This is a genomic window from Hymenobacter roseosalivarius DSM 11622 (assembly GCF_900176135.1).
Lineage (GTDB): Bacteria > Bacteroidota > Bacteroidia > Cytophagales > Hymenobacteraceae > Hymenobacter > Hymenobacter roseosalivarius.
This window is the reverse complement of record NZ_FWWW01000082.1, coordinates 76919-95022: the sequence shown is the minus strand read 5'-3', so window position 1 is coordinate 95022 and position 18104 is coordinate 76919. Positions and strand designations below refer to the sequence as shown.

Annotated in this window: 19 protein-coding genes and 1 pseudogene; 16 read left to right on the top strand and 4 right to left on the bottom strand. The window is 56.7% G+C overall.

Annotated elements, in window-relative coordinates; genetic code table 11:
- From B9A24_RS15020 to B9A24_RS14975, 10 genes are all read left to right on the top strand, one after another.
- A complete protein-coding gene (locus B9A24_RS15020; protein ID WP_084446842.1) occupies positions 1-1677 on the top strand; it encodes a GMC oxidoreductase in 1677 nt (558 codons plus the stop codon).
- An 18-nt stretch (positions 1678-1695) separates the two neighbouring features.
- On the top strand, positions 1696-2310 hold the full coding sequence (locus B9A24_RS15015) for a gluconate 2-dehydrogenase subunit 3 family protein (RefSeq protein WP_084446841.1): 615 nt from the start codon (positions 1696-1698) through the stop codon (positions 2308-2310).
- A 24-nt stretch (positions 2311-2334) separates the two neighbouring features.
- The gene (locus B9A24_RS15010; RefSeq protein ID WP_200813932.1) at positions 2335-3489 is read left to right on the top strand and encodes a Gfo/Idh/MocA family protein; all 1155 of its coding nucleotides are present in this window, start codon (positions 2335-2337) and stop codon (positions 3487-3489) included.
- 6 nt (positions 3490-3495) lie between these two features.
- Positions 3496-4548, top strand: coding sequence for a sugar phosphate isomerase/epimerase family protein (locus tag B9A24_RS15005; RefSeq protein WP_084446839.1), 1053 nt, complete (start codon positions 3496-3498; stop codon positions 4546-4548).
- A gap of 17 nt (positions 4549-4565) precedes the next feature.
- A complete protein-coding gene (locus tag B9A24_RS15000) occupies positions 4566-5036 on the top strand; it encodes a c-type cytochrome (RefSeq protein WP_200813931.1) in 471 nt (156 codons plus the stop codon).
- 335 nt (positions 5037-5371) lie between these two features.
- Positions 5372-6625 (top strand): nucleoside permease, encoded by a 1254-nt coding sequence (locus B9A24_RS14995; RefSeq protein WP_084446838.1) that lies wholly within the window; start codon positions 5372-5374, stop codon positions 6623-6625.
- Positions 6626-6633: 8 nt separating this feature from the next.
- Positions 6634-7521: a hydroxypyruvate isomerase family protein gene (locus B9A24_RS14990; RefSeq protein ID WP_084446837.1), complete on the top strand. Its 888-nt coding sequence runs from the start codon at positions 6634-6636 to the stop codon at positions 7519-7521.
- A gap of 34 nt (positions 7522-7555) precedes the next feature.
- Entirely contained in the window at positions 7556-8326 is a 771-nt protein-coding gene (locus B9A24_RS14985; RefSeq protein WP_084446836.1) for a 3-keto-disaccharide hydrolase, read from the top strand.
- Between the two features lie 627 nt (positions 8327-8953).
- Positions 8954-9787, top strand: coding sequence for an MIP/aquaporin family protein (locus B9A24_RS14980; RefSeq protein WP_084446835.1), 834 nt, complete (start codon positions 8954-8956; stop codon positions 9785-9787).
- Positions 9788-9922: 135 nt separating this feature from the next.
- Positions 9923-10717: an oxygenase MpaB family protein gene (locus tag B9A24_RS14975; protein ID WP_084446834.1), complete on the top strand. Its 795-nt coding sequence runs from the start codon at positions 9923-9925 to the stop codon at positions 10715-10717.
- A gap of 37 nt (positions 10718-10754) precedes the next feature.
- On the opposite strand, the gene B9A24_RS14970 is transcribed toward B9A24_RS14975, so the two are convergent.
- A complete protein-coding gene (locus B9A24_RS14970; protein WP_084446833.1) occupies positions 10755-11567 on the bottom strand; it encodes a DUF2490 domain-containing protein in 813 nt (270 codons plus the stop codon).
- A gap of 324 nt (positions 11568-11891) precedes the next feature.
- Between B9A24_RS14970 and B9A24_RS14965 the strand changes: the two genes are divergently transcribed.
- The 3 genes from B9A24_RS14965 (at position 11892) to B9A24_RS14955 (ending at position 13662) form a co-directional block, all read left to right on the top strand.
- Complete coding sequence (locus B9A24_RS14965; protein ID WP_084446832.1) at positions 11892-12452, top strand: cupin domain-containing protein; 561 nt, start codon at positions 11892-11894, stop codon at positions 12450-12452.
- Between the two features lie 204 nt (positions 12453-12656).
- Positions 12657-13118: a nuclear transport factor 2 family protein gene (locus B9A24_RS14960; RefSeq protein WP_234997320.1), complete on the top strand. Its 462-nt coding sequence runs from the start codon at positions 12657-12659 to the stop codon at positions 13116-13118.
- Between the two features lie 163 nt (positions 13119-13281).
- Positions 13282-13662, top strand: coding sequence for a hypothetical protein (locus B9A24_RS14955; protein WP_084446830.1), 381 nt, complete (start codon positions 13282-13284; stop codon positions 13660-13662).
- A 191-nt stretch (positions 13663-13853) separates the two neighbouring features.
- On the opposite strand, the gene B9A24_RS21705 is transcribed toward B9A24_RS14955, so the two are convergent.
- The gene (locus B9A24_RS21705) at positions 13854-14162 is read right to left on the bottom strand and encodes a hypothetical protein (protein WP_143434961.1); all 309 of its coding nucleotides are present in this window, start codon (positions 14160-14162) and stop codon (positions 13854-13856) included.
- Between the two features lie 81 nt (positions 14163-14243).
- On the opposite strand from B9A24_RS21705, the gene B9A24_RS22355 reads away from it, so the two are divergent.
- A complete protein-coding gene (locus tag B9A24_RS22355) occupies positions 14244-14501 on the top strand; it encodes a hypothetical protein (RefSeq protein WP_200813935.1) in 258 nt (85 codons plus the stop codon).
- Complete coding sequence (locus B9A24_RS14950; protein WP_234997329.1) at positions 14458-14892, top strand: transposase family protein; 435 nt, start codon at positions 14458-14460, stop codon at positions 14890-14892. The genes B9A24_RS22355 and B9A24_RS14950 overlap by 44 nt, the downstream gene beginning before the upstream one ends.
- A 184-nt stretch (positions 14893-15076) precedes the next feature.
- Here B9A24_RS14950 and B9A24_RS14945 read toward each other — a convergent pair whose 3' ends face one another.
- Together B9A24_RS14945 and B9A24_RS14940 are read right to left on the bottom strand one after the other, a co-directional pair.
- The gene (locus tag B9A24_RS14945) at positions 15077-15817 is read right to left on the bottom strand and encodes a spondin domain-containing protein (RefSeq protein ID WP_143434960.1); all 741 of its coding nucleotides are present in this window, start codon (positions 15815-15817) and stop codon (positions 15077-15079) included.
- Positions 15818-16183: 366 nt separating this feature from the next.
- Positions 16184-16510 (bottom strand): annotated as a pseudogene (locus B9A24_RS14940) (Tn3 family transposase).
- Positions 16511-16813: 303 nt separating this feature from the next.
- Here B9A24_RS14940 and B9A24_RS14930 point away from each other — a divergent pair.
- Positions 16814-18088, top strand: coding sequence for a glycoside hydrolase family 2 TIM barrel-domain containing protein (locus B9A24_RS14930; protein WP_143434959.1), 1275 nt, complete (start codon positions 16814-16816; stop codon positions 18086-18088).
- Positions 18089-18104 lie beyond the last annotated feature (16 nt).

Below are 18104 nucleotides of genomic sequence, written 5' to 3'. Positions count from 1 at the left end.
ATGGAAAAGAACACCTTCGATGCCATCGTCATCGGGTCCGGTATTTCAGGCGGCATGGCTGCCAAAGAGCTGACAGAGAAAGGCATGAAGACAATCATGCTGGAGCGCGGCCGTAACGTGGAACATATTAAAGACTACGTGAACGCCAACAAGGCACCCTGGGAGTTTCCGCATCGGGGGGGTAAAACGCAGCAGATGATCGAGGACTACCCAGTGCTGAGTCGCGACTACACGCTCAACGAGCAGAACCTGGATTTCTGGGTGAAGGAAAAGGAAAGCCCCTACGTGGAGGTGAAGCCCTTCGACTGGTTTCGGGGCTACCAGGTGGGCGGGCGCTCGCTGATGTGGGGCCGGCAGTCGTACCGCCTGAGCGACTACGACTTTGAGGCCAATGCCAAAGACGGCATCGCCGTGGACTGGCCCATTCGCTATAAAGATCTGGCGCCGTGGTACAGCCGGGTGGAGAAATTCGCCGGCATCAGCGGCAACCGCGACGGCCTGCCCCAGCTGCCCGACGGCGACTTTATGCCCCCGATGGAGATGAACTGCGTGGAGAAGGACGTAGCGGCCCGCATTAAAAAGAACTTCAAGGACCGCCACATGGTCATTGGCCGCACGGCCAACATCACCCAGAACCACAACAACCGCGTGGCCTGTCAGTACCGCAACAAGTGCTGGCTGGGCTGTCCGTTTGGGGCTTATTTCAGCACGCAGTCGGCGAGTTTGCCGGCGGCCGTGGCTACCGGCAACCTTACGCTGCGGCCGTTCTCCATCGTCACCAAAATCCTTTACGACAAGGATACCAAGCGGGCCAAAGGCGTGGAAGTGCTCGACGCGGAAACCAACCAGACCTACGAGTACTTCGCTAAAATCATCTTCCTGAACGCCTCCGCCCTAAACTCGGCCTGGGTGCTGATGAACTCGGCCACCGACGTGTGGCCCGAGGGCCTGGGCAGCAGCAGCGGCGAGTTGGGCCACAACCTGATGGATCACCACTTCCGGGCGGGCGCCCACGGTGAGGCCGAGGGCTACGAGGATAAGTACGTGTACGGCCGCCGGGCCAATGGCATTTACATCCCGCGCTACCGCAACCTGTTTGGCGACAAGCGCGACTACATCCGCGGCTTTGGTTACCAGGGCGGGGCCGGCCGGGAAGGCTGGAGCCGGGAAATTGCCGAAATGAGCATCGGCGGCGACTTCAAAGATGCCCTCACTGAGCCCGGAGACTGGACGATGGGCATCAACGGCTTCGGCGAAACCCTCCCCTACCACGACAACCGCACTTTCCTCGACCCAACCAAGAAGGACAAGTGGGGCCTGCCGGTGCTGGCCATCGACGCCACCATGCGCGACAACGAGCTGAAGATGCGCATCGATATGATGCAGGATGCCCAGGAAATGCTGGAAAAAGCAGGCCTGAAAAACGTAAAAACCTACAACAACGGCTACAACCTGGGCGGCGGCATTCACGAGATGGGCACCGCCCGCATGGGCCGCGACCCCAAAACCTCCGTGCTAAACCAGCACAACCAGGTGTGGGACGCGCCCAACGTGTACGTCACGGATGGGGCGTGCATGACCTCAGCGGCCTGCCAGAACCCCTCGCTCACCTACATGGCCCTGACTGCCAGGGCAGTAGATCATGCGGTAGGTGAGTTGAAAAAGCAGAATATCTAAGTCTTAATCTGCAGCATTATGAATAGAAGAGACGCATTAGGCCGGGTAGCCCTCATCATGGGCGGCACTATCATCGGCGCCGATTATTTTCTCACCGGCTGCTCCTCCCCGAGTGAGGAAAAGGAAGCTAGGACGACGAAAAAAAGCCCCCCAGCAGCCAAAGAGCTAAAGCCCGTTCTCAATCAGGAGCAAGTAGCTTACCTGAATGAAGTGGGCGATACTATTCTGCCAACTACCTCATCCCCAGGTGCCAAAGCTGCCGATGTGGGCGGTTTTATGGCCGTAATGGTGCGAGACTGCTACAAACCGGCCGATCAGCAGATATTTTTGAAGGGGCTGACGCAGCTGGAAGAAGCTTCTAAAACGAAGAACGGCAAAGGCTTTCTGGCATCGGACGCGGCCCAGCGTACGGCCCTGCTCACGGCCCTCGATGCGGAGCAGAAAAACTACGCCAAGACCAAAACGCTGGAAGATCCCAACCACTACTTCCGCATGTTCAAAGAGCTGACCTTGCTGGGCTACTTTACCTCCGAAGTGGGCAGCACCAAAGCCCTACGCTACGCTCCCGTACCGGGCAAGTACGATGGCTGCATGCCCTACAAAAAGGGCGATAAGGCTTGGGCTACCACGTAAACTAAAAGCGCGACCTTGGACGGCATGAAACTACGACTCGGGATGATTGGCGGCGGCCAGGGGGCTTTTATTGGCGCCGTCCACCGTCACGCCGCCGCGCTGGACGGCCTCTACGAGCTGGTAGCTGGCGCTTTCAGCAGCAACCCCGAAACCTCCAAAGCCAGCGGCCAGCTTCTCGGCCTGGCTGCCGACCGGGTGTATGGCTCGTATGAAGAATTGATAGCGCGGGAAAAGGCGCTGCCCGAAACAGAGCGCGTGCAGGTCTTATCCATCGTGACGCCCAACCATCTGCATTTTGCCCCCGCCAAGCTGGCCCTGGAAAATGGCTTTCACGTCATTCTGGACAAGCCCATGACCTTTTCTTTGGCCGAAGCCAAGGAACTGCAGGCCGTAGCAGCGGCCAGCAACGGTCACTTCTGCCTCACGCATACCTACACCGGCTACCCCATGGTAAAGGAAGCGCGGCAGCTGGTAGCCTCCGGCGAGTTGGGCACCATCCGCAAGGCGTACGTGGAGTACCCGCAGGGCTGGCTGAGCAATTTCGAGGAAGGCTCCTCCGACAACAAGCAAGCCGCCTGGCGCACCGACCCCGCCCGCAGCGGCGTCGCCGGCGCCATGGGCGACATTGGCACCCACGCCTTCAACCTGCTGGAGTACGTTACGGGCTTGTCCGTAACCCAGCTTTGCGCCGACATAAATACCGTAGTACCGGGCCGCAAGCTCGATGATGATGGTGCCGTGCTGCTCCGCCTGGCGGGTGGCGCCAGCGGTGTGCTGGTGGCTACGCAGGTAGCAGCGGGCGAGGAAAACAACGTGCGTCTGCGCGTGTACGGCGACAAAGGCGGCCTGGAATGGCAGCAAGTAGATGCCAACACGCTACAAGTGAAATGGCTGGATCGGCCTACCGAAATCCGGCGGGCGGGCACGGGCTACGTCAGCTCCTACGCTCGCCACAATACCCGCACCCCGGCCGGACACCCGGAGGGCTACCTCGAAGCCTTCGCCAACCTCTACCGCAACTTCGCCCTGAGCCTGCAAGCGGAGCTGGGGGGCAAATCTGCCTCTGCCGAAGCCCTCGATTATCCCAGCATCGAAGAAGGCGTGCGCGGTATGGCTTTTATCGAAAACGTCATTGCCTCGGGCCGCTCCGATCAGAAGTGGACTGAGTTTACTGTCTAGCCGCGCATGAAAACCATCAAAGGACCCGCGATTTTCCTGGCGCAATTCATCTCGGATCAGCCGCCATTCAACAGTCTGGCTTCCATCTGCGAGTGGGCCGGCGGCCTGGGCTACAAAGGCGTACAGCTACCAACCCTGGACAATCGCTTTATTGATCTGCAAAAAGCGGCCGAAAGCCAGACCTACGCCGACGAGGTAAAAGGTACGGTGCAGGCCGCCGGTCTGGAAATCACGGAGCTATCCACGCACTTGCAGGGTCAGCTGGTCGCCGTGAATCCGGTGTACGACTCGCTGTTTGATGGCTTTGCGCCCGCAGCACTTCGCGGAAACCCCAAGGCCCGGCAAGAATGGGCCGTGCAGCAGCTTAAGTACGCGGCCAAAGCGTCGCAGAACTTGGGGCTGACGGCTCACGCCACCTTTAGCGGCGCGCTGCTCTGGCCGATGGTATATCCCTGGCCCCAACGCCCGGCCGGACTGGTAGACACTGGCTTCGACGAGCTGGCGCGCCGCTGGCTGCCTATTTTGCAAACCTTCGACGAGTGCGGGGTAGATGTGTGCTACGAAACACATCCCGGCGAGGACCTGCACGACGGCATCAGCTACGAGCTGTTCCTCGACAAAGTACAGCACCATCCGCGGGCCTGTCTGCTCTACGACCCCTCCCATTTCGTGATCCAGTGCCTTGACTATCTGGAGTATATCGACATCTATCACGAGCGGATTCGGGCCTTTCACGTCAAGGATGCTGAGTTTAATCCTACTGGTCGGCAGGGCGTGTACGGGGGCTACCAAAGCTGGGCAAACCGCGCCGGCCGCTTCCGCTCCCTCGGCGACGGGCAGGTAGATTTCAAAGCTATTTTCAGCAAGATGGCCCAGTACGACTTTCCCGGCTGGGCCGTGCTGGAGTGGGAATGCGCCCTGAAGCACCCCGAAGACGGTGCCCGCGAAGGTGCTACCTTCATCCGCGACCATATCATCCACGTCACCGACAAAGCCTTTGACGATTTTGCGGCCGCGGGCACTGATAAAGCCCACAACAAAAGTCTATTAGGCCTTTAACCTCCCCCTTTAACACTATGAAAAAAGCCCTTCTGCTCCTCAGTTCTTTCGCTTTTTTAGCTGCTTGTAGCTCCGAGTCCAATAAAGCCCCCCAGGAGAAATATACCCTGGCGGAACCCGAAGTAATCCTGAATAACGACAGCGCCACGGGTGCCAACCTGAGTGCGGTGGCCCGCCAGCCCCAGGTTGATACCAACGTCACCAAAATTGGTACGGCACCAACCGGCGGGGCGCTGGCCAAGGGCGCCAAGCTCATGGAAAGCAGCGACTGTACTACCTGCCACCGCGTAAACGAGAAGCTCCTTGGTCCGGCTTACCAGGCCGTAGCCCAGAAATATCCGGCCACGGAAGCCAACATCAAGATGCTGGGGGGCAAAATTATCACCGGCGGCAAAGGCAACTGGGGCGATATTGCCATGACGCCCCACCCTGCCATATCGGTAGCCGATGCCGAGGAAATGGCTCGCTACATTCTTACCCTGAGGTAAATCAACTAAAAAGGCGGTCATGCCGAGCATGTGGCGCATGAAGCCAGGGACGAAGCATCTCGCTCGTAGTCGTTGTGGTGCTAATCTATAATAAAAAGAACGTCATGCTGACGAGAGGAAGCATCTCTCCCGCTTCGTTGCGCTGACATTGAGATTACTAACCAGTAGAGAGGCTTCCTCTCGTCAGCATGACAATTAGCTTGGCAACGACCGCACGCGAGATGCTTCGTCCCTGGCTTCATGCGCCACATGCTCGGCATGACGGCCTAAATCAAACTGGGCACTTGAACTAGAAATAATTTCCATCTTTCACGACATCACTTACCTTCCCAGCTATGACTTCCTCCATCCGGATTAAGCTGTCCATCATGATGTTCCTGGAGTTTTTCATCTGGGGCGCTTGGTTCGTGACGTTAGGCACCTACCTGCTGCGCAACCTGAGCGCGACGGGTACGCAGGTGGGAGTGGCGTTTCTGACGCAGTCCATTGGAGCCATTGTAGCCCCTTTCATCATCGGGCTGATTGCCGACCGATTTTTCTCGGCGCAGAAGATTCTGGGCGTGCTGCATCTGGCCGGGGCGCTGCTGCTTTGGCGCGCGTCGTCATCCACAGACTTCGGCTCTTTTTATCCCAACATCCTGACCTACATGGTGCTGTACATGCCCACGCTGGCCTTGGTGAACTCCATTGCGTTCCGGCAGATGCAGAATCCGCAGAAGGAGTTTGCCACTATTCGAGTGCTGGGCACGCTGGGCTGGATTGTGGCCGGCCTCACTATCGGCTGGCTGAACTGGGAGCAAAGCGGCAGCCTGCGGGCTACTTTCCTGATGGCCGCGGGTGCCTCGGCTTTGCTGGGTGTATTCAGCTTTACGCTGCCGGCTACCCCGCCCGTAAAACGCGGCCAGTCCAGCTCCTTGGGCGATATGCTGGGCCTCGATGCCATTGGGCTGCTGAAGAACCGTTCCTACCTCATTTTCTTTCTGGCTTCCATCGCCATCTGTATTCCGCTGGCCTTTTACTACGGCTTCACCAACCCGTTTCTGAATGAAGTCGGGATGAAAGCAGCGGCCGGCGTACAAAGTCTGGGGCAAGTTTCCGAGCTGCTGTTCATGCTCCTGATTCCGTTTTTCTTTACCCGTCTGGGCGTGAAAAAGATGTTGGCTATCGGGATGCTGGCCTGGGTGGTGCGCTACGTATTCTTCGCCTACGGCGACGGCCAAAGCAACTACTGGATGCTGATTGCGGGCATTGTGCTGCACGGCATCTGCTACGACTTCTTCTTCGTAACGGGCCAGATTTATACCGACAACCTGGCCGGGGAGCGGTTCAAAAGTTCCGCCCAGGGCTTCATTACGCTGGCAACGTACGGCGTAGGCATGCTGATCGGCACCTTGCTTTCGGGGCGCATTTTTGACAACTACCAACTCTCGGAGGGCGTCCACGACTGGCGCATGATCTGGCTGATTCCGGCTGGTATTGCCGGGGTAGTAGTGCTGTTGTTCCTGCTCTTGTTCAAAGACCGCCCCCAGACCCAGGCCGTGGCACCTGCCCCCTACGATGCGGCCCCTTCGCTGGCCCAAGCTAATTAGTTTGACTAATGACCATCTGGAACCGAAGAACTGCTTTGAAAGGGCTCCTGACCAGCACGGCGGCCATGGGTGTGCTGGGGAGCACAGCGGCTTGCGCGACTGATAAAAAGCCCCCCAGTCAGAATACACCGTTGAAAAACAACCTGAAACAGTCCGTGTGCCGGTGGTGCTTCCAGGACATGCCCCTGGAAAATCTTTGCGCGGCGGCCAAGGAAATGGGCATTCGGGGCATTGACCTGGTAGGCCCCAAAGATTGGCCCACGCTGAAAAAATACGGGTTGGACTCTCCTATGTGCAACGGGGCCGAAATCAACCTGACCGATGGCTTCAACGACCCGCAGTTTCACGCGCGCCTGCAGAAGCAGTACGCCGACATGATTCCGCTGGTGGCCAAGGCGGGCTACACCAACCTGATCTGCTTTAGCGGCAGCCGCCGGGGCATAACCGATGAAGCGGGCTGGAACAACTGCGTGCAGGGACTACAGCCCCTGGTTAAGCTCGCCACGCAGCACAAAGTAGTGCTGGTAATGGAGTTGCTCAACAGCAAAATCGACCACAAAGACTACCAGTGCGACCGCACCAAATGGGGCGTAGAGCTGGCCAAGCGCTTGGGCTCCGAGCACTTCAAGCTGCTCTACGACATCTACCACATGCAGATCAACGAGGGCGACGTTATCCGTACGCTCACCGAGAATCACCCCTACATTGCCCACTACCATACGGCCGGCGTTCCGGGCCGCCACGAGCTTGACGACACCCAGGAGCTGAACTACCCGGCCATCATGCGCGCCATTCTAGCCACCGGCTTCAAAGGTTACGTAGCCCAGGAATTTATCCCGCAAAAAACTGACAAGCTCGCCTCGCTCCGGCAGGCCGTGCAGCTCTGTGACGTCTAACCATCTTGTTTTCCATTACTTTACCAAGCATTCTATGCGCTCCACCCTGCTTGCTTCCGTTCTACTATTCAGCACTTCTTTGATGGCTCAGGCACAGCAGAAGGGAAAACCAGAAGACACGGAGGTGTGGGAGCCTGTGCCCAAAGTGGTAGCCACCAGCCCCCAATTTACCCCCCCGCCCTCCGATGCGCTCGTGCTGTTCGATGGCAAGGATTTAACGCAGTGGGTATCGGCAGATGACCGCAACGCGCCCGCCAAGTGGAAAGTCGCGGGGGGCATTTTTACCGTTGATAAGAAGGCCGGCAACATCGAAACCAAGCGCACCTTCACCAACTACCAGTTGCACCTGGAGTGGCGCGTGCCGGCTACTATTGCGGGCACAGGGCAAGTGCGCGGCAACAGCGGCCTGTTTCTGGCTTCGCTGGGCAAAGGCGACCTGGGCTACGAGTTACAGATTCTGGACTCGTACCAGAATAAAACCTACGTCAACGGCATGGCCGGCAGCATTTATAAGCAGCTGATTCCGCTGGCCAATCCCACCCGCAAGCCCGGCGAGTGGCAGTCGTACGATGTGCTCTGGACGGCACCCACCTTCAAGGCCGATGGCTCTGTGCAGTCTCCTGCCTGCGTGACGGTACTCTTCAACGGCGTGGTGGTGCAGAATAATGTCACCCTGGCTGGGCCTACGGTGTATATCGGCAAGCCCAGCTACCAAAAGCACGGACCGGCCCCCATCAAGCTCCAATCTCACGGCGACCCAAGTGAGCCCCTCAGCTTCCGCAACATCTGGATTCGGGAGCTGTAAACCTGCTGGGGGGCAAATCTGCCCTTGCCGGCTGGGGTCGTGGTTACAATAACTTTAAATACGCATCGCATTAGGCCAACATAATGTCTATCGACCTGATTACGATGCCCTTATAATAGACTTCGGCGGCTTCACTCTGCGGCTGAGTATTGCCGGGCCATGGCAATAAGGGGTAGCCCTAGACCAGGAACAGAAATTCCCGCTAAGACTATGTGCTAGAGTTCATATTTGACGCTCGTCGGGTGCCCAAGCGGCGGTATGGGGGGCGTGCGGCCGGCAAACGGGACTTAAAGCAAGCAGTCGAAAAACCTGCCGGCAAAAAGCTTAATAAAACAGCCTCTGGTGTTCGTTGGAGGCCCTTCCTACTTCGTTCGCAAAACAGTAGTTCTCCGAATGCGTTGTTGGTAAAAGCGCGCTAGGAGGCCATCTATGGCCTCTTCCATTTCCTTAGCAGGAATTTCTGCTCCTAAGCTAGGGCTACCCCTTATAGCACTACCTGCGACTTACGAGGTTATAGGTCCGGCAAGCTGTAGCGGTGAAGAAAGCCCCCAGGTGCCCGTGCAGCGCGTCACAACCGATCAAGGCAGGATGCGTTGTACGTAGCAGATCCTGCGCCCTGCTTCACCAATGCTGTTTGCTCACCGTTTGCTTTTCGTGCTTCGTCGGCACTGGCCTCACTACGTTGCGGAAGCATTGGGTCTGGCCTTTTTTGTGGGAGGCGCCGGTTTGCTGACTATCCTGATGGAGCATCCGGCTTCGCCCGTGCGGCAGAGTCTGGCGGAATATCCGGTGCTGCGGCGGGGCATTTCGGGCCTGGGTCTGGGCCTCGTGTTGGCCATCATTGTTTACAGCCCCTGGGGCAAACGTTCGGGCGCGCACATCAACCCCGCAGTCACTTTGGCCTTCTGGCAATTAGGAAAAATACGCTTCCCCGATGCGGTGTGGTACGTGCTGGCGCAACTAGGCGGCGCCATCGGAGCGGCCCAATTGCTGAAGCTTTGTCTGCCCAAGCTCTACGCCCATCCGGCCGTAAAATACACGGTAACGCAACCCAACCCGGTCTTTCTCCAAGGCGAGCTGATTGCCTTCGTCGCCGAGTTCATTATCTGTTTTGTAATGATGCTGGTAGCTCTCATTGCCCTGCATTCGAGCCAGCTGAAAGAGTGGGTTGGGTGGCTACTGGGCGCGCTGGTGGCGATTTATGTTCTCGTAGAAACGCCTTATTCGGGGATGAGCCTGAACCCGGCCCGGTCGCTGGGCACCGCCTTGGCAGCCGGCTCCTACCACGGGCTCTGGCTCTATTGGGTAGCGCCTTGCCTAGCAATGTGGCTCGCCACGGTTGGGTTTTTACGCTTCCACCACGGCCAGCCCTTGGAGTGCGCCATTCTGGCCGGCTGCGGCCCCAGCTCCAACTCTCCCCACGCCTCCGACGAAGAGCCTCCGCAGTACCCGGATGAGTGAGCACGGCTTTTATTTTAAAGGTGCTATGAGTTGGCCGCAGCTCACCGTTCTGCTTCTTTGGTTCTTTTGTAGCACAGCAGCAGTTGTAACTGAAGGCTCCGGGAGCCTTTTGCTCGCTTTTCCAGTTCTTGTCCTATGGAATATTTTGTACCGAAGCATTCTGTGGTACGGACCATCTGGGGCAAGGCTGATACCGTGCTGTTCATTTTTGCCGGCGCGGCGGCCGAGTTTGCTCTGAACAAAGCGGTAGACTGGCTATACTTCACCGGCCGCCTGCCCGCCGACCCGCTGGCGCGCTTATTCTCTACCGTAGAGTACGCCCGGCAAATCGTATTTGCCTCCCAGCCCGCCGCCGAACGAGCCATCGACAGCATTGCCGCCATTCATGCGGCCGTGGAAGCGAAGCGGGGCGCGGCCATTCCCGACTGGGCCTACCGCGACGTGCTGTTCCTGCTTATCGACTATTCTATCCGGGCATTCGAGTTGCTGGAGAGGCCCATGAGCGGCCCCGAAAAAGAAGAGGTATTCACCGTATTTTCTCGCGTAGGTCAGCGCATGGGCATCCCCGATTTGCCCCCCACCTACCCCGAGTGGCTGGTGGCGCGGCAGCAGCATCTGACTTCCGATCTGGAGCACAGCCGCTTCACCAAAGATCTGTATCAGCAGTATCGTCGGCACTTAGGGCCGGTGCGGTACTGGCTGTTGCTACACGCGCAACGCTTGGTGGTACCAGCTACCGTGCGCGACTTGCTTCAATTGGGCGCCAGGTCGTGGCTGCGGCCGGTGGTTCCGGTGTATCGTCGCACGCAGCATTTATCGCTAAGTCAGTGGGTGAAAAGTGCGCTGCTACCGCCGGCTTATAAAGCGAAGATTCAAGCCCTGGACCGCGAACCAGCTGAGTTCGCGCGTTCCGCTGGCGTACACTCCTAAGCGCGGGGGAAGCGTTGTGGTGTTATAGCACAAGGTGTTATTCTGATGCTGGAGCCGACGTAAAATCCAGGTCATACACCACGTTCAGGCGAAACCCATTATTGTTCTCAAACACCGACTGCTGCGTATTGGGGGCAGGCTCGGCGTGTTGGGTCCACTGGTTCAGGTAGTATAGCTCCAGCTTCCAGTTGTCGTGAATTTGATAGCCCAGCCCCCCGAAAATGCGGTTTTGGTTGAAGACATTCCGGCCTACATTCTTCCCGAAGCCGATAAATATCTCGTCGAAAAAGGTAACGTACAGCTCGCCGTCATCAATGCTGGAGCCTTGCAGCGGTATCTCGCCGGCCACCTGGTAGCGGGCGCGGTTCTGGTATTCCCAGCTGGCAACCTGCTTCGGATTGCTTTCGGCCAGCTGCCCCAGCCAGCGCTGCTCCAGCCGAAATCGATGCGTGAGCTGCAGCCGGCCGTAGGTGTTGGCCAGTGTCACGTCCTCATACGCTCGGTTCTCGGGTGTCGCTTCGCCGAGGCTGGCCGTGGGGTAGTCGCCGTAGGGATACGTGGTCAGCTGGGTATAGCCCCCCGATAGCGTCACCTGCTCGGCGAGCGAATACACCAAGCCCAGGCGCGAAAGCAGCTGCTGGCGGCCCAACCCCAAGCGCGTCCGGCGCAACTGTACTTCGGTATGCACGGCCCACTTTTCGCCTATTTGGTGGCCGCCATTGTAGGTAAACCAGCCGATCGTATTGCGGTCTATTATCCGCTCGGCAGACTGGCTCCTGGCTGGAACAACTAACAGACCGAGCGGCGACAGAGCAGCAAGCTTCAGAGCGAAGGAATAGATAGACGGCATTGCTTCTTTAAAATGCAGAAGATGGAGCAGTATAGTTTCCAGCAAGCGGCCGCTGAAGCCTCGTCGGATTCAGGGGCTGTACATCTTTCACTCTACACGTTCCTGAAAAGGCTATTCCTGCCTAAGCAGTACCGATTGTAGAGCTGCATAGTTGTGCGCAGGTGATATAAGAAGACAAAAAGGGATCAGCCCACCAAATCAGAAATTCACTATATTCAACTGGCAACCAGGGTAGTATAGCCAAATCACTGCTTCGCCGAAATTGGTTGCCCTGGAGGCAATTTGTAAGCATACTAAACCGCAACGCCGTTAACCTCGCCAGCTATGGAGCGCCGACGCTTTCTTCAGACATCGCTTGCCGGCCTGCCTTTCGTGGCTGGGGGGCAAATGCAGGCCCCCGCCGACCCCACCGGGAAAGGCTTCAAGGTACGCGCCGGGGAAGGTCGCCTCCACGGCCACATGAAGCTGCTGGGCGTCAACGCTAATATCCTGGACCTTAAAGTCTCGGGCAAAGACACCAACGGCGGCTTAGCTATTTTTGAACAGACCAGCCTATCCCCCGGCCGGGGCACGCCTCTGCATGTGCATTTCAAACAGGATGAAGTATTTTACGTGCTGGACGGGGAATATTACTTCCAGGTCGGAGAAGAGAGATACTCCCTTAAAACGGGGGAAAGCATCTTCCTGCCCCGCCAAGTGCCCCATGCCTGGACCCAGGTCAGCAAAACCGGCCGCATGATGGTGACCTTGCAACCCGCTGGAAAACTGGAGGAGTTTTTTGTGACACTGGCGGCTTTAAAAGCGGACCCCACGCCTCAGGAGATTGCCAGGATATTCGCTGCCAACGAGATGAAAGTAGTAGGCCCGCCCTTAAAGATTAACTGAAATCGAAGCATGTATACCACGAATAAGCAACCCTGTTTAGCAGCTGTTTCTCAAAATATAGAGGCGTAAAAAAGCCCCCCGTTACTTATGGATTTTCGTTTCTGCTTATCTCACTCTCGTAACTTAGTCACTACAAATCTGCGCCCGACCAACGTAGCAGCAATGCTCAGCTCAATGGTGCTGCTGGCGGTTGGGGCCTGTTCTATGAGCAAATCTGCGGCACCACCGCCAGCGGCTGCGCAAACGCCCGCGACAGTACAATTGCCTCCTTCCAAAGAGCTCTACACCACCATAGCCCGACTCGACAGCGCCATGTTCGCGGCCTTCAACCGCCACGACACAGAGCAATTGCAAACCTTTTTCGCCGAAGACCTCGAATTTTACCACGACAAAGGCGGCCTGGCCGATTTCCGCAAAACGATGAAAGGCTTCCGGAGCTTGTTTGAGCAGAATAAAACCACCGGCCTGAATCGGCAGTTGGTGCCGGGCAGCCTGGAGGTGTACCCCATTCCGGGCTACGGCGCGGTAGATGCTCACCTGCACCGCTTCTGCCACGTCGAGAACGGCAAAGACGACTGCGGCACTTTCAAGAACATGATGGTATGGCGACTAAAAGACGGCCAGTGGAAAGTAACGCGCGTCGTCAGCTACGACCACGGCCATTGAGTACGTACAAAGGCCTCGCTGCTAAGCTTATTTCAAAAAAAAGCCCCCCAGCGCCACACCAGCTGTAACGTGGATATACAAGCTATGTATGCATCAACGTTATGCGCTTATACAGCAAGCTAATTCATAGTAGCACAATCAATTAGGCTATACCACTCCGACAATGAAGCTCACTCTTATACTTCTTGTAGCCTTATCAGTAGCGTCAATAGCGCAGGCCAAATGCTATACCAGCGGGTTTGAATTTTGGCCCATCACGAAGACGATAAAGCAAAACTCCATCTTCTTGATAGATGGGTATGCCGATAGCCAAGAAATCATTACTGGCTTAGGGTTTACCTACAAAGTATATCTCCGATCGGGCGCTCAGCAAATACCGCTTATCGTACAGCAGCTATTAGTAGGGCAAGTTTCTTTGACCCAAGCATTACTTAAACCTCAACGTGCGCTCGACACAGGAAAACAATACGAATTGGTTATTGAGGATGCTCGAAATAAAGGGCTAAATCTCGCTAAAACATATCGGCAGGAAACGGTAGTTTAAACCGTTGTTGCTGGCAGTGATAAAATTGCTCCCACCTGGAAATTATTACCCAAAGAAAAGACAAAGTGTTATGTGCCAATGGGATGCGGACCAGCTGTCAATGTTGATTTTTATGGTGTCGTACAAGATCAGTCTGCCTACATAGTTAAAGCCAGCGTCAGGAACCTGGCTACCGGTGAAATAGTCTCTTACTACTTACGCCCTGTCATCAAAGATTTCATCTCCATCGGACATGGCATGTGCTCTGGAGCGTTTGCGCTGGAGAAGGGCAAAAACTTTTCCGTAGTATTTACTTTGATGGATGCTTCGGGAAATACTGCCAACTGGACCGGCAAAGCAATTTCGTTTACCGCCCCTGCCATTTCAGGCTGATTCTTCATCGTACTGTTCAAGTCAGATGAAGAAACTGGTGAGGCACTAGTTGATGAATCAACAATACCATAGCGCAGACAAGCCCCGCAATTGCCCGGCTGAGTCGAGTGACAGGTGCGCTCCAGCATCTGTGCCGCGTGTGTCTGCTTGGTATCGGGCCATATTAGCAACTCGCGCGAACGGATTCGCGGCGCAGCTGCTCAGGCGTAATGGTCACTCGGCGCAGCCGAGCGACTGCGGAGGAATTACTTAAACCGTGCTTAAAAGCGGCGCTTCAGCAACAAAATGCCTTGGCAAAGCGACTTTTTACGGGACAAGGTAGTTTTGAGCAAACCTTCGCCGGGGTGCAGGATTCATTTATTTACTTGACCGAAATACCCATTGAAAGACCTGATAATCAAGATCTTCAACGCAGCCAGTATAGTGGTAAAAAAACAACACACCGTAAAATGGCTCCTGATTTGTGACCAGCTTCGACGTATTTTATTCCTGAGTCCGATGTATGATGGTCACGTACATGATTTCACCTTTTTTAAAGATATTTTCGCTGAATTTGACTTCTCTGCTTTTCGGGTTCATGTTGATTCCGGCTTTTGTGGACTCGAAAAATACGTAACACCTTTCTTTCTTTTCAGGCCAACAAAGGCCCGCAAAACGAAGCCTCTCACCCAAGAGCAACGCCCTAGTGATGCCGCCTTAGCGAGTGGGCGCGTCCGGGTCGAACATGGCATTGCGAAAGCAAAAGCATTCTTTAGTTTGCGAATCGAGAATCGATTAAAACAAAAACAGAAGCTCGAGGACGCAGTAGCTATTTGTATGGGGCTAGCCAATTTCAAGACCCAATTAGTTACTCATTGATTATCAACAGGTAGTAGCCCTTATAAAAAAGCCCCAACTCAGGAGTTGGGGCTTTCGGTCGAAAGCATCGAGTAGGGGTTGGCCGCCCTCGCCTTGCTCCGCTGCCGGCCGGAATGGGAGACTTACCGGACGGCGTTTGGCAAAGCAAAAGAGTTTTTAGGACTACAATTAGCTGCGGCAGGGGTTACTGCACCGAGACGGTAATTTTCATCACCGAGGTAACGGGCGTAATGGTGAAGTTGGAGGGGGCGACTGAGTGGCGCGAAACCGCGTTCTGAATCGTGGTAACGGCGTCGGCCGGGCCGGTGTTGTCGGCTGGCTGAACGGGCTTCTGGTCAGGGCCAGTGCCGGGGGCGGTGTCGGCCTCGGTGCCCGCGTCGTAGATTACCAGGGCGCTGCTCTTGTTGCCGGTGTTGGGGGTGCTGCCGTTGAAGAGGGGCAGCCCATCGGCTCCTAAGCTGATGAACCAGTCGTTGGACTGCACGAACATCGTTTCTAGTTGGAGCTTGTCGCCGGGTTTAGCCCGGAAGGAGAAGGTGCTGATTTCACCTTTGAGAATAGGCCCCCCGCCTTTGTCCTTTTCAAATATGCCTGAGGCGGTTACAGCCGGGTTTGTTTTGACCGCCGCGAACTTAACGGCCGGAGTGCCGTCTTCGGCAATGCGTTCGGTACCCTGGTCGGCCGGGCTGCCAACGGTAAACATCGGGTTGCTGCCTGCCGTCACGGTGAACACGCCCGGCGAGAGCGGTACCGTCCCATTGGCCCGCATCGTGGGTATCAGTTGGACAGGAGAAATGTTCTCGACAGTGACGGTGAATAGTTTGGAGGTATTCGGTTGTTTGAAGGTTTCCAGAATGTCGTCTTTGGAACAGCTAGCCAAGAACAAGCCAGCTAAGGGCAGGAACAGGAGTTTTGTAGTTTTCATGAGGGCGGGAATTTTGATGAAGGTGAATGTAAAACAGTTGATTTTCAATTATATACGTTGTAAAACAAGGGGGAGGGTGGGCCGGGCAGTAATATAATTAGGGCTTGGTTGAAAGTTTGGGCCAAAAGGCGCATTTCAAGCGGTAGTTTATTAGCTATCAGCGGCTTCCCATTCAACGGTGAGCAACGCGCCCAGGTCGAAGCGTAGCGCATCCGTGAGCGCCTCATCAGAGAAATCGAACTCCCCTTGTTGATGTGCTGCCAGCTCACGGGCGACATCAGGGTGATGGCATCGGCCAGGCCTGCCGCTCGGTGGGCGGGGCTTGAAACAGCTGCTGATTCAGGTACAAGCAGTTCTAGCACACAATCACGGCCCAAATGCTTGATGCGCATTTTGCACGAGGCGTTTGCAGTCATCGGCGAGTTGCTGCTCTTCCTTGCCGGCGTAGCGCAACTGCCCGTTTTGGCCGTAAAATACCGCTCGGGCGAAGTGGGGCGTACTTTCAAGTTTATCGAGTTGGTCGTCAATGCGCTTACGTAAGTCTTGGTCGTCCATGTACCGCAATAAAAACTAGGTGCGCACGGCCCGACCCAACTCGCGCAGGGCCAGGTAAAGGGGGGGGTGCTGGGAGTAGGAATTGAGGCGCTTCAGCACCGTGGAAGCCGTCACGTGCTTCTGCTTGAGACTGACGATGAGCCGCAGGGGGGTTCCCCTTGCAGTCGCTCGGCTGTGCCGAGTGACGACTACGCTCCAGCAGCTCTGCTACGCGCGGCTGCTTCGGTAGGTAAGTAAGCTGCACCCGGCGCAAACCAATTCGTAGCGCAGCTGCTCAGGCGTAATGGTCACTCGGCGCAGCCGAGCGACGGCGGCGAGTTGCCAAGCAAACGCAAGTCGTTCTGCCGGGTGAGGCGCAGCCTCACAACAAAACCAGCACGAGTTACGCTACGCTAAACTCGCGGTAGTCTCAAACCACCCAAAAAAGCCCCCCACAACCCGATGAACCTTTCCCTCTGCCTATCCCTCCTCACCCTCGCCACTACGGCCTGCGCCCAAACCGACCCTACTAAGGTCGAAGTCAGACAAGCCAACGGGCGCTACGAACTGCTGCGTGGAGGGCAGCCGTACTTCATTAAGGGAGCCGGCGGGGGGCAATTTCCGGAGCGCATCAAGGCTTGCGGCGGCAACTCCATCCGGACCTGGGCCACCAACGATGCCGACAAGGTGCTGGCCGACGCCAACCAACACGGCCTCACCGTGATGCTGGGCCTGTACGTGACCCCCGAGCGGCATGGCTTCGACTACAACAACCCTCAGGCCGTGGCCGAGCAGCTGCAGAAGCTGCGCGCTGAGGTGGTGAAGTACAAAGACGACCCGGCCGTGCTGTTCTGGGGTATCGGCAACGAACTGAACCTGGAGTACACTAATCCGAAAGTATGGGATGCCGTGCAGCAGATTGCCCAGATGATTCACGAGGTTGACCCCAATCACCCCACCAGCACCGTGCTGGCCGGCCTCAATCAGAAGGAAGCCGACTACATCAAGGCCAGGTGCCCGGCCGTGGATATCCTCAGCATCAACACCTACGCCGGGCTGGCCGCCATCCCCGAGAAGGTGCGCGCCACCGGCTGGACCGGCCCCTACGTGGTAGCCGAGTGGGGCCCCACCGGCCACTGGGAAAGCCCCGTCACGCCCTGGAAAGCGTCGGTGGAAGAAACCAGCAGCCAGAAAGCTGCCGTGTACCAGAGCCGCTACGAGGCCTCCATTGCCAAGGACAAAACCCAGTGCCTGGGCACCTACGTATTTTTGTGGGGCCAGAAGCAGGAGCGCACGCCTACCTGGTACGGCATTTTCACCGAGGACGGTAAGGAGTCAGAGGTGGTGGATGTGATGCAGTATCTGTGGAGCGGCAAGTGGCCCCAGAATCGGGCTCCGCACTTGGAGAGTTTTTTGCTGGATGGCAAGCCGGCCACCGGCAATGTGTACCTGCAACCCGGCCAGCGCTACCCCGTCGCGGCCACCGTCACCGACCCCAACCAGGACCCGCTGATCTACCGTTACGAGCTGCTCCCGGAAAGCACCGACCTGAAAAATGGCGGCGACCGGGAAAGCCGGCCAGTGGCTATTCCGGGTCTGGTTCCGGCTGGCGCCAAGGCCCAAACTACGCTTACCGCGCCCACCAAGGAAGGCGCGTATCGGTTATTCGTGTACGCCTATGATGGGCACGATAATGTAGCGACGGCAAATATTCCGTTTTATGTGAGGGGGAAGTAGACAAAGAACGTCATGC

Excerpts from the sequence above, each read along its gene's own strand:
- B9A24_RS15020 (WP_084446842.1), top strand. The coding sequence starts at position 1 with ATGGAAAAGAACACCTTCGATGCCATCGTCATCGGGTCCGGTATTTCA.
- B9A24_RS15015 (WP_084446841.1), top strand. The coding sequence starts at position 1,696 with ATGAATAGAAGAGACGCATTAGGCCGGGTAGCCCTCATCATGGGCGGC.
- B9A24_RS15010 (WP_200813932.1), top strand. The coding sequence starts at position 2,335 with ATGAAACTACGACTCGGGATGATTGGCGGCGGCCAGGGGGCTTTTATT.
- B9A24_RS15005 (WP_084446839.1), top strand. The coding sequence starts at position 3,496 with ATGAAAACCATCAAAGGACCCGCGATTTTCCTGGCGCAATTCATCTCG.
- B9A24_RS15000 (WP_200813931.1), top strand. The coding sequence starts at position 4,566 with ATGAAAAAAGCCCTTCTGCTCCTCAGTTCTTTCGCTTTTTTAGCTGCT.
- B9A24_RS14995 (WP_084446838.1), top strand. The coding sequence starts at position 5,372 with ATGACTTCCTCCATCCGGATTAAGCTGTCCATCATGATGTTCCTGGAG.
- B9A24_RS14990 (WP_084446837.1), top strand. The coding sequence starts at position 6,634 with ATGACCATCTGGAACCGAAGAACTGCTTTGAAAGGGCTCCTGACCAGC.
- B9A24_RS14985 (WP_084446836.1), top strand. The coding sequence starts at position 7,556 with ATGCGCTCCACCCTGCTTGCTTCCGTTCTACTATTCAGCACTTCTTTG.
- B9A24_RS14980 (WP_084446835.1), top strand. The coding sequence starts at position 8,954 with ATGCTGTTTGCTCACCGTTTGCTTTTCGTGCTTCGTCGGCACTGGCCT.
- B9A24_RS14975 (WP_084446834.1), top strand. The coding sequence starts at position 9,923 with ATGGAATATTTTGTACCGAAGCATTCTGTGGTACGGACCATCTGGGGC.
- B9A24_RS14970 (WP_084446833.1), bottom strand. The coding sequence starts at position 11,567 with ATGCCGTCTATCTATTCCTTCGCTCTGAAGCTTGCTGCTCTGTCGCCG.
- B9A24_RS14965 (WP_084446832.1), top strand. The coding sequence starts at position 11,892 with ATGGAGCGCCGACGCTTTCTTCAGACATCGCTTGCCGGCCTGCCTTTC.
- B9A24_RS14960 (WP_234997320.1), top strand. The coding sequence starts at position 12,657 with ATGAGCAAATCTGCGGCACCACCGCCAGCGGCTGCGCAAACGCCCGCG.
- B9A24_RS14955 (WP_084446830.1), top strand. The coding sequence starts at position 13,282 with ATGAAGCTCACTCTTATACTTCTTGTAGCCTTATCAGTAGCGTCAATA.
- B9A24_RS21705 (WP_143434961.1), bottom strand. The coding sequence starts at position 14,162 with ATGCTGGAGCGCACCTGTCACTCGACTCAGCCGGGCAATTGCGGGGCT.
- B9A24_RS22355 (WP_200813935.1), top strand. The coding sequence starts at position 14,244 with ATGGTCACTCGGCGCAGCCGAGCGACTGCGGAGGAATTACTTAAACCG.
- B9A24_RS14945 (WP_143434960.1), bottom strand. The coding sequence starts at position 15,817 with ATGAAAACTACAAAACTCCTGTTCCTGCCCTTAGCTGGCTTGTTCTTG.
- B9A24_RS14930 (WP_143434959.1), top strand. The coding sequence starts at position 16,814 with ATGAACCTTTCCCTCTGCCTATCCCTCCTCACCCTCGCCACTACGGCC.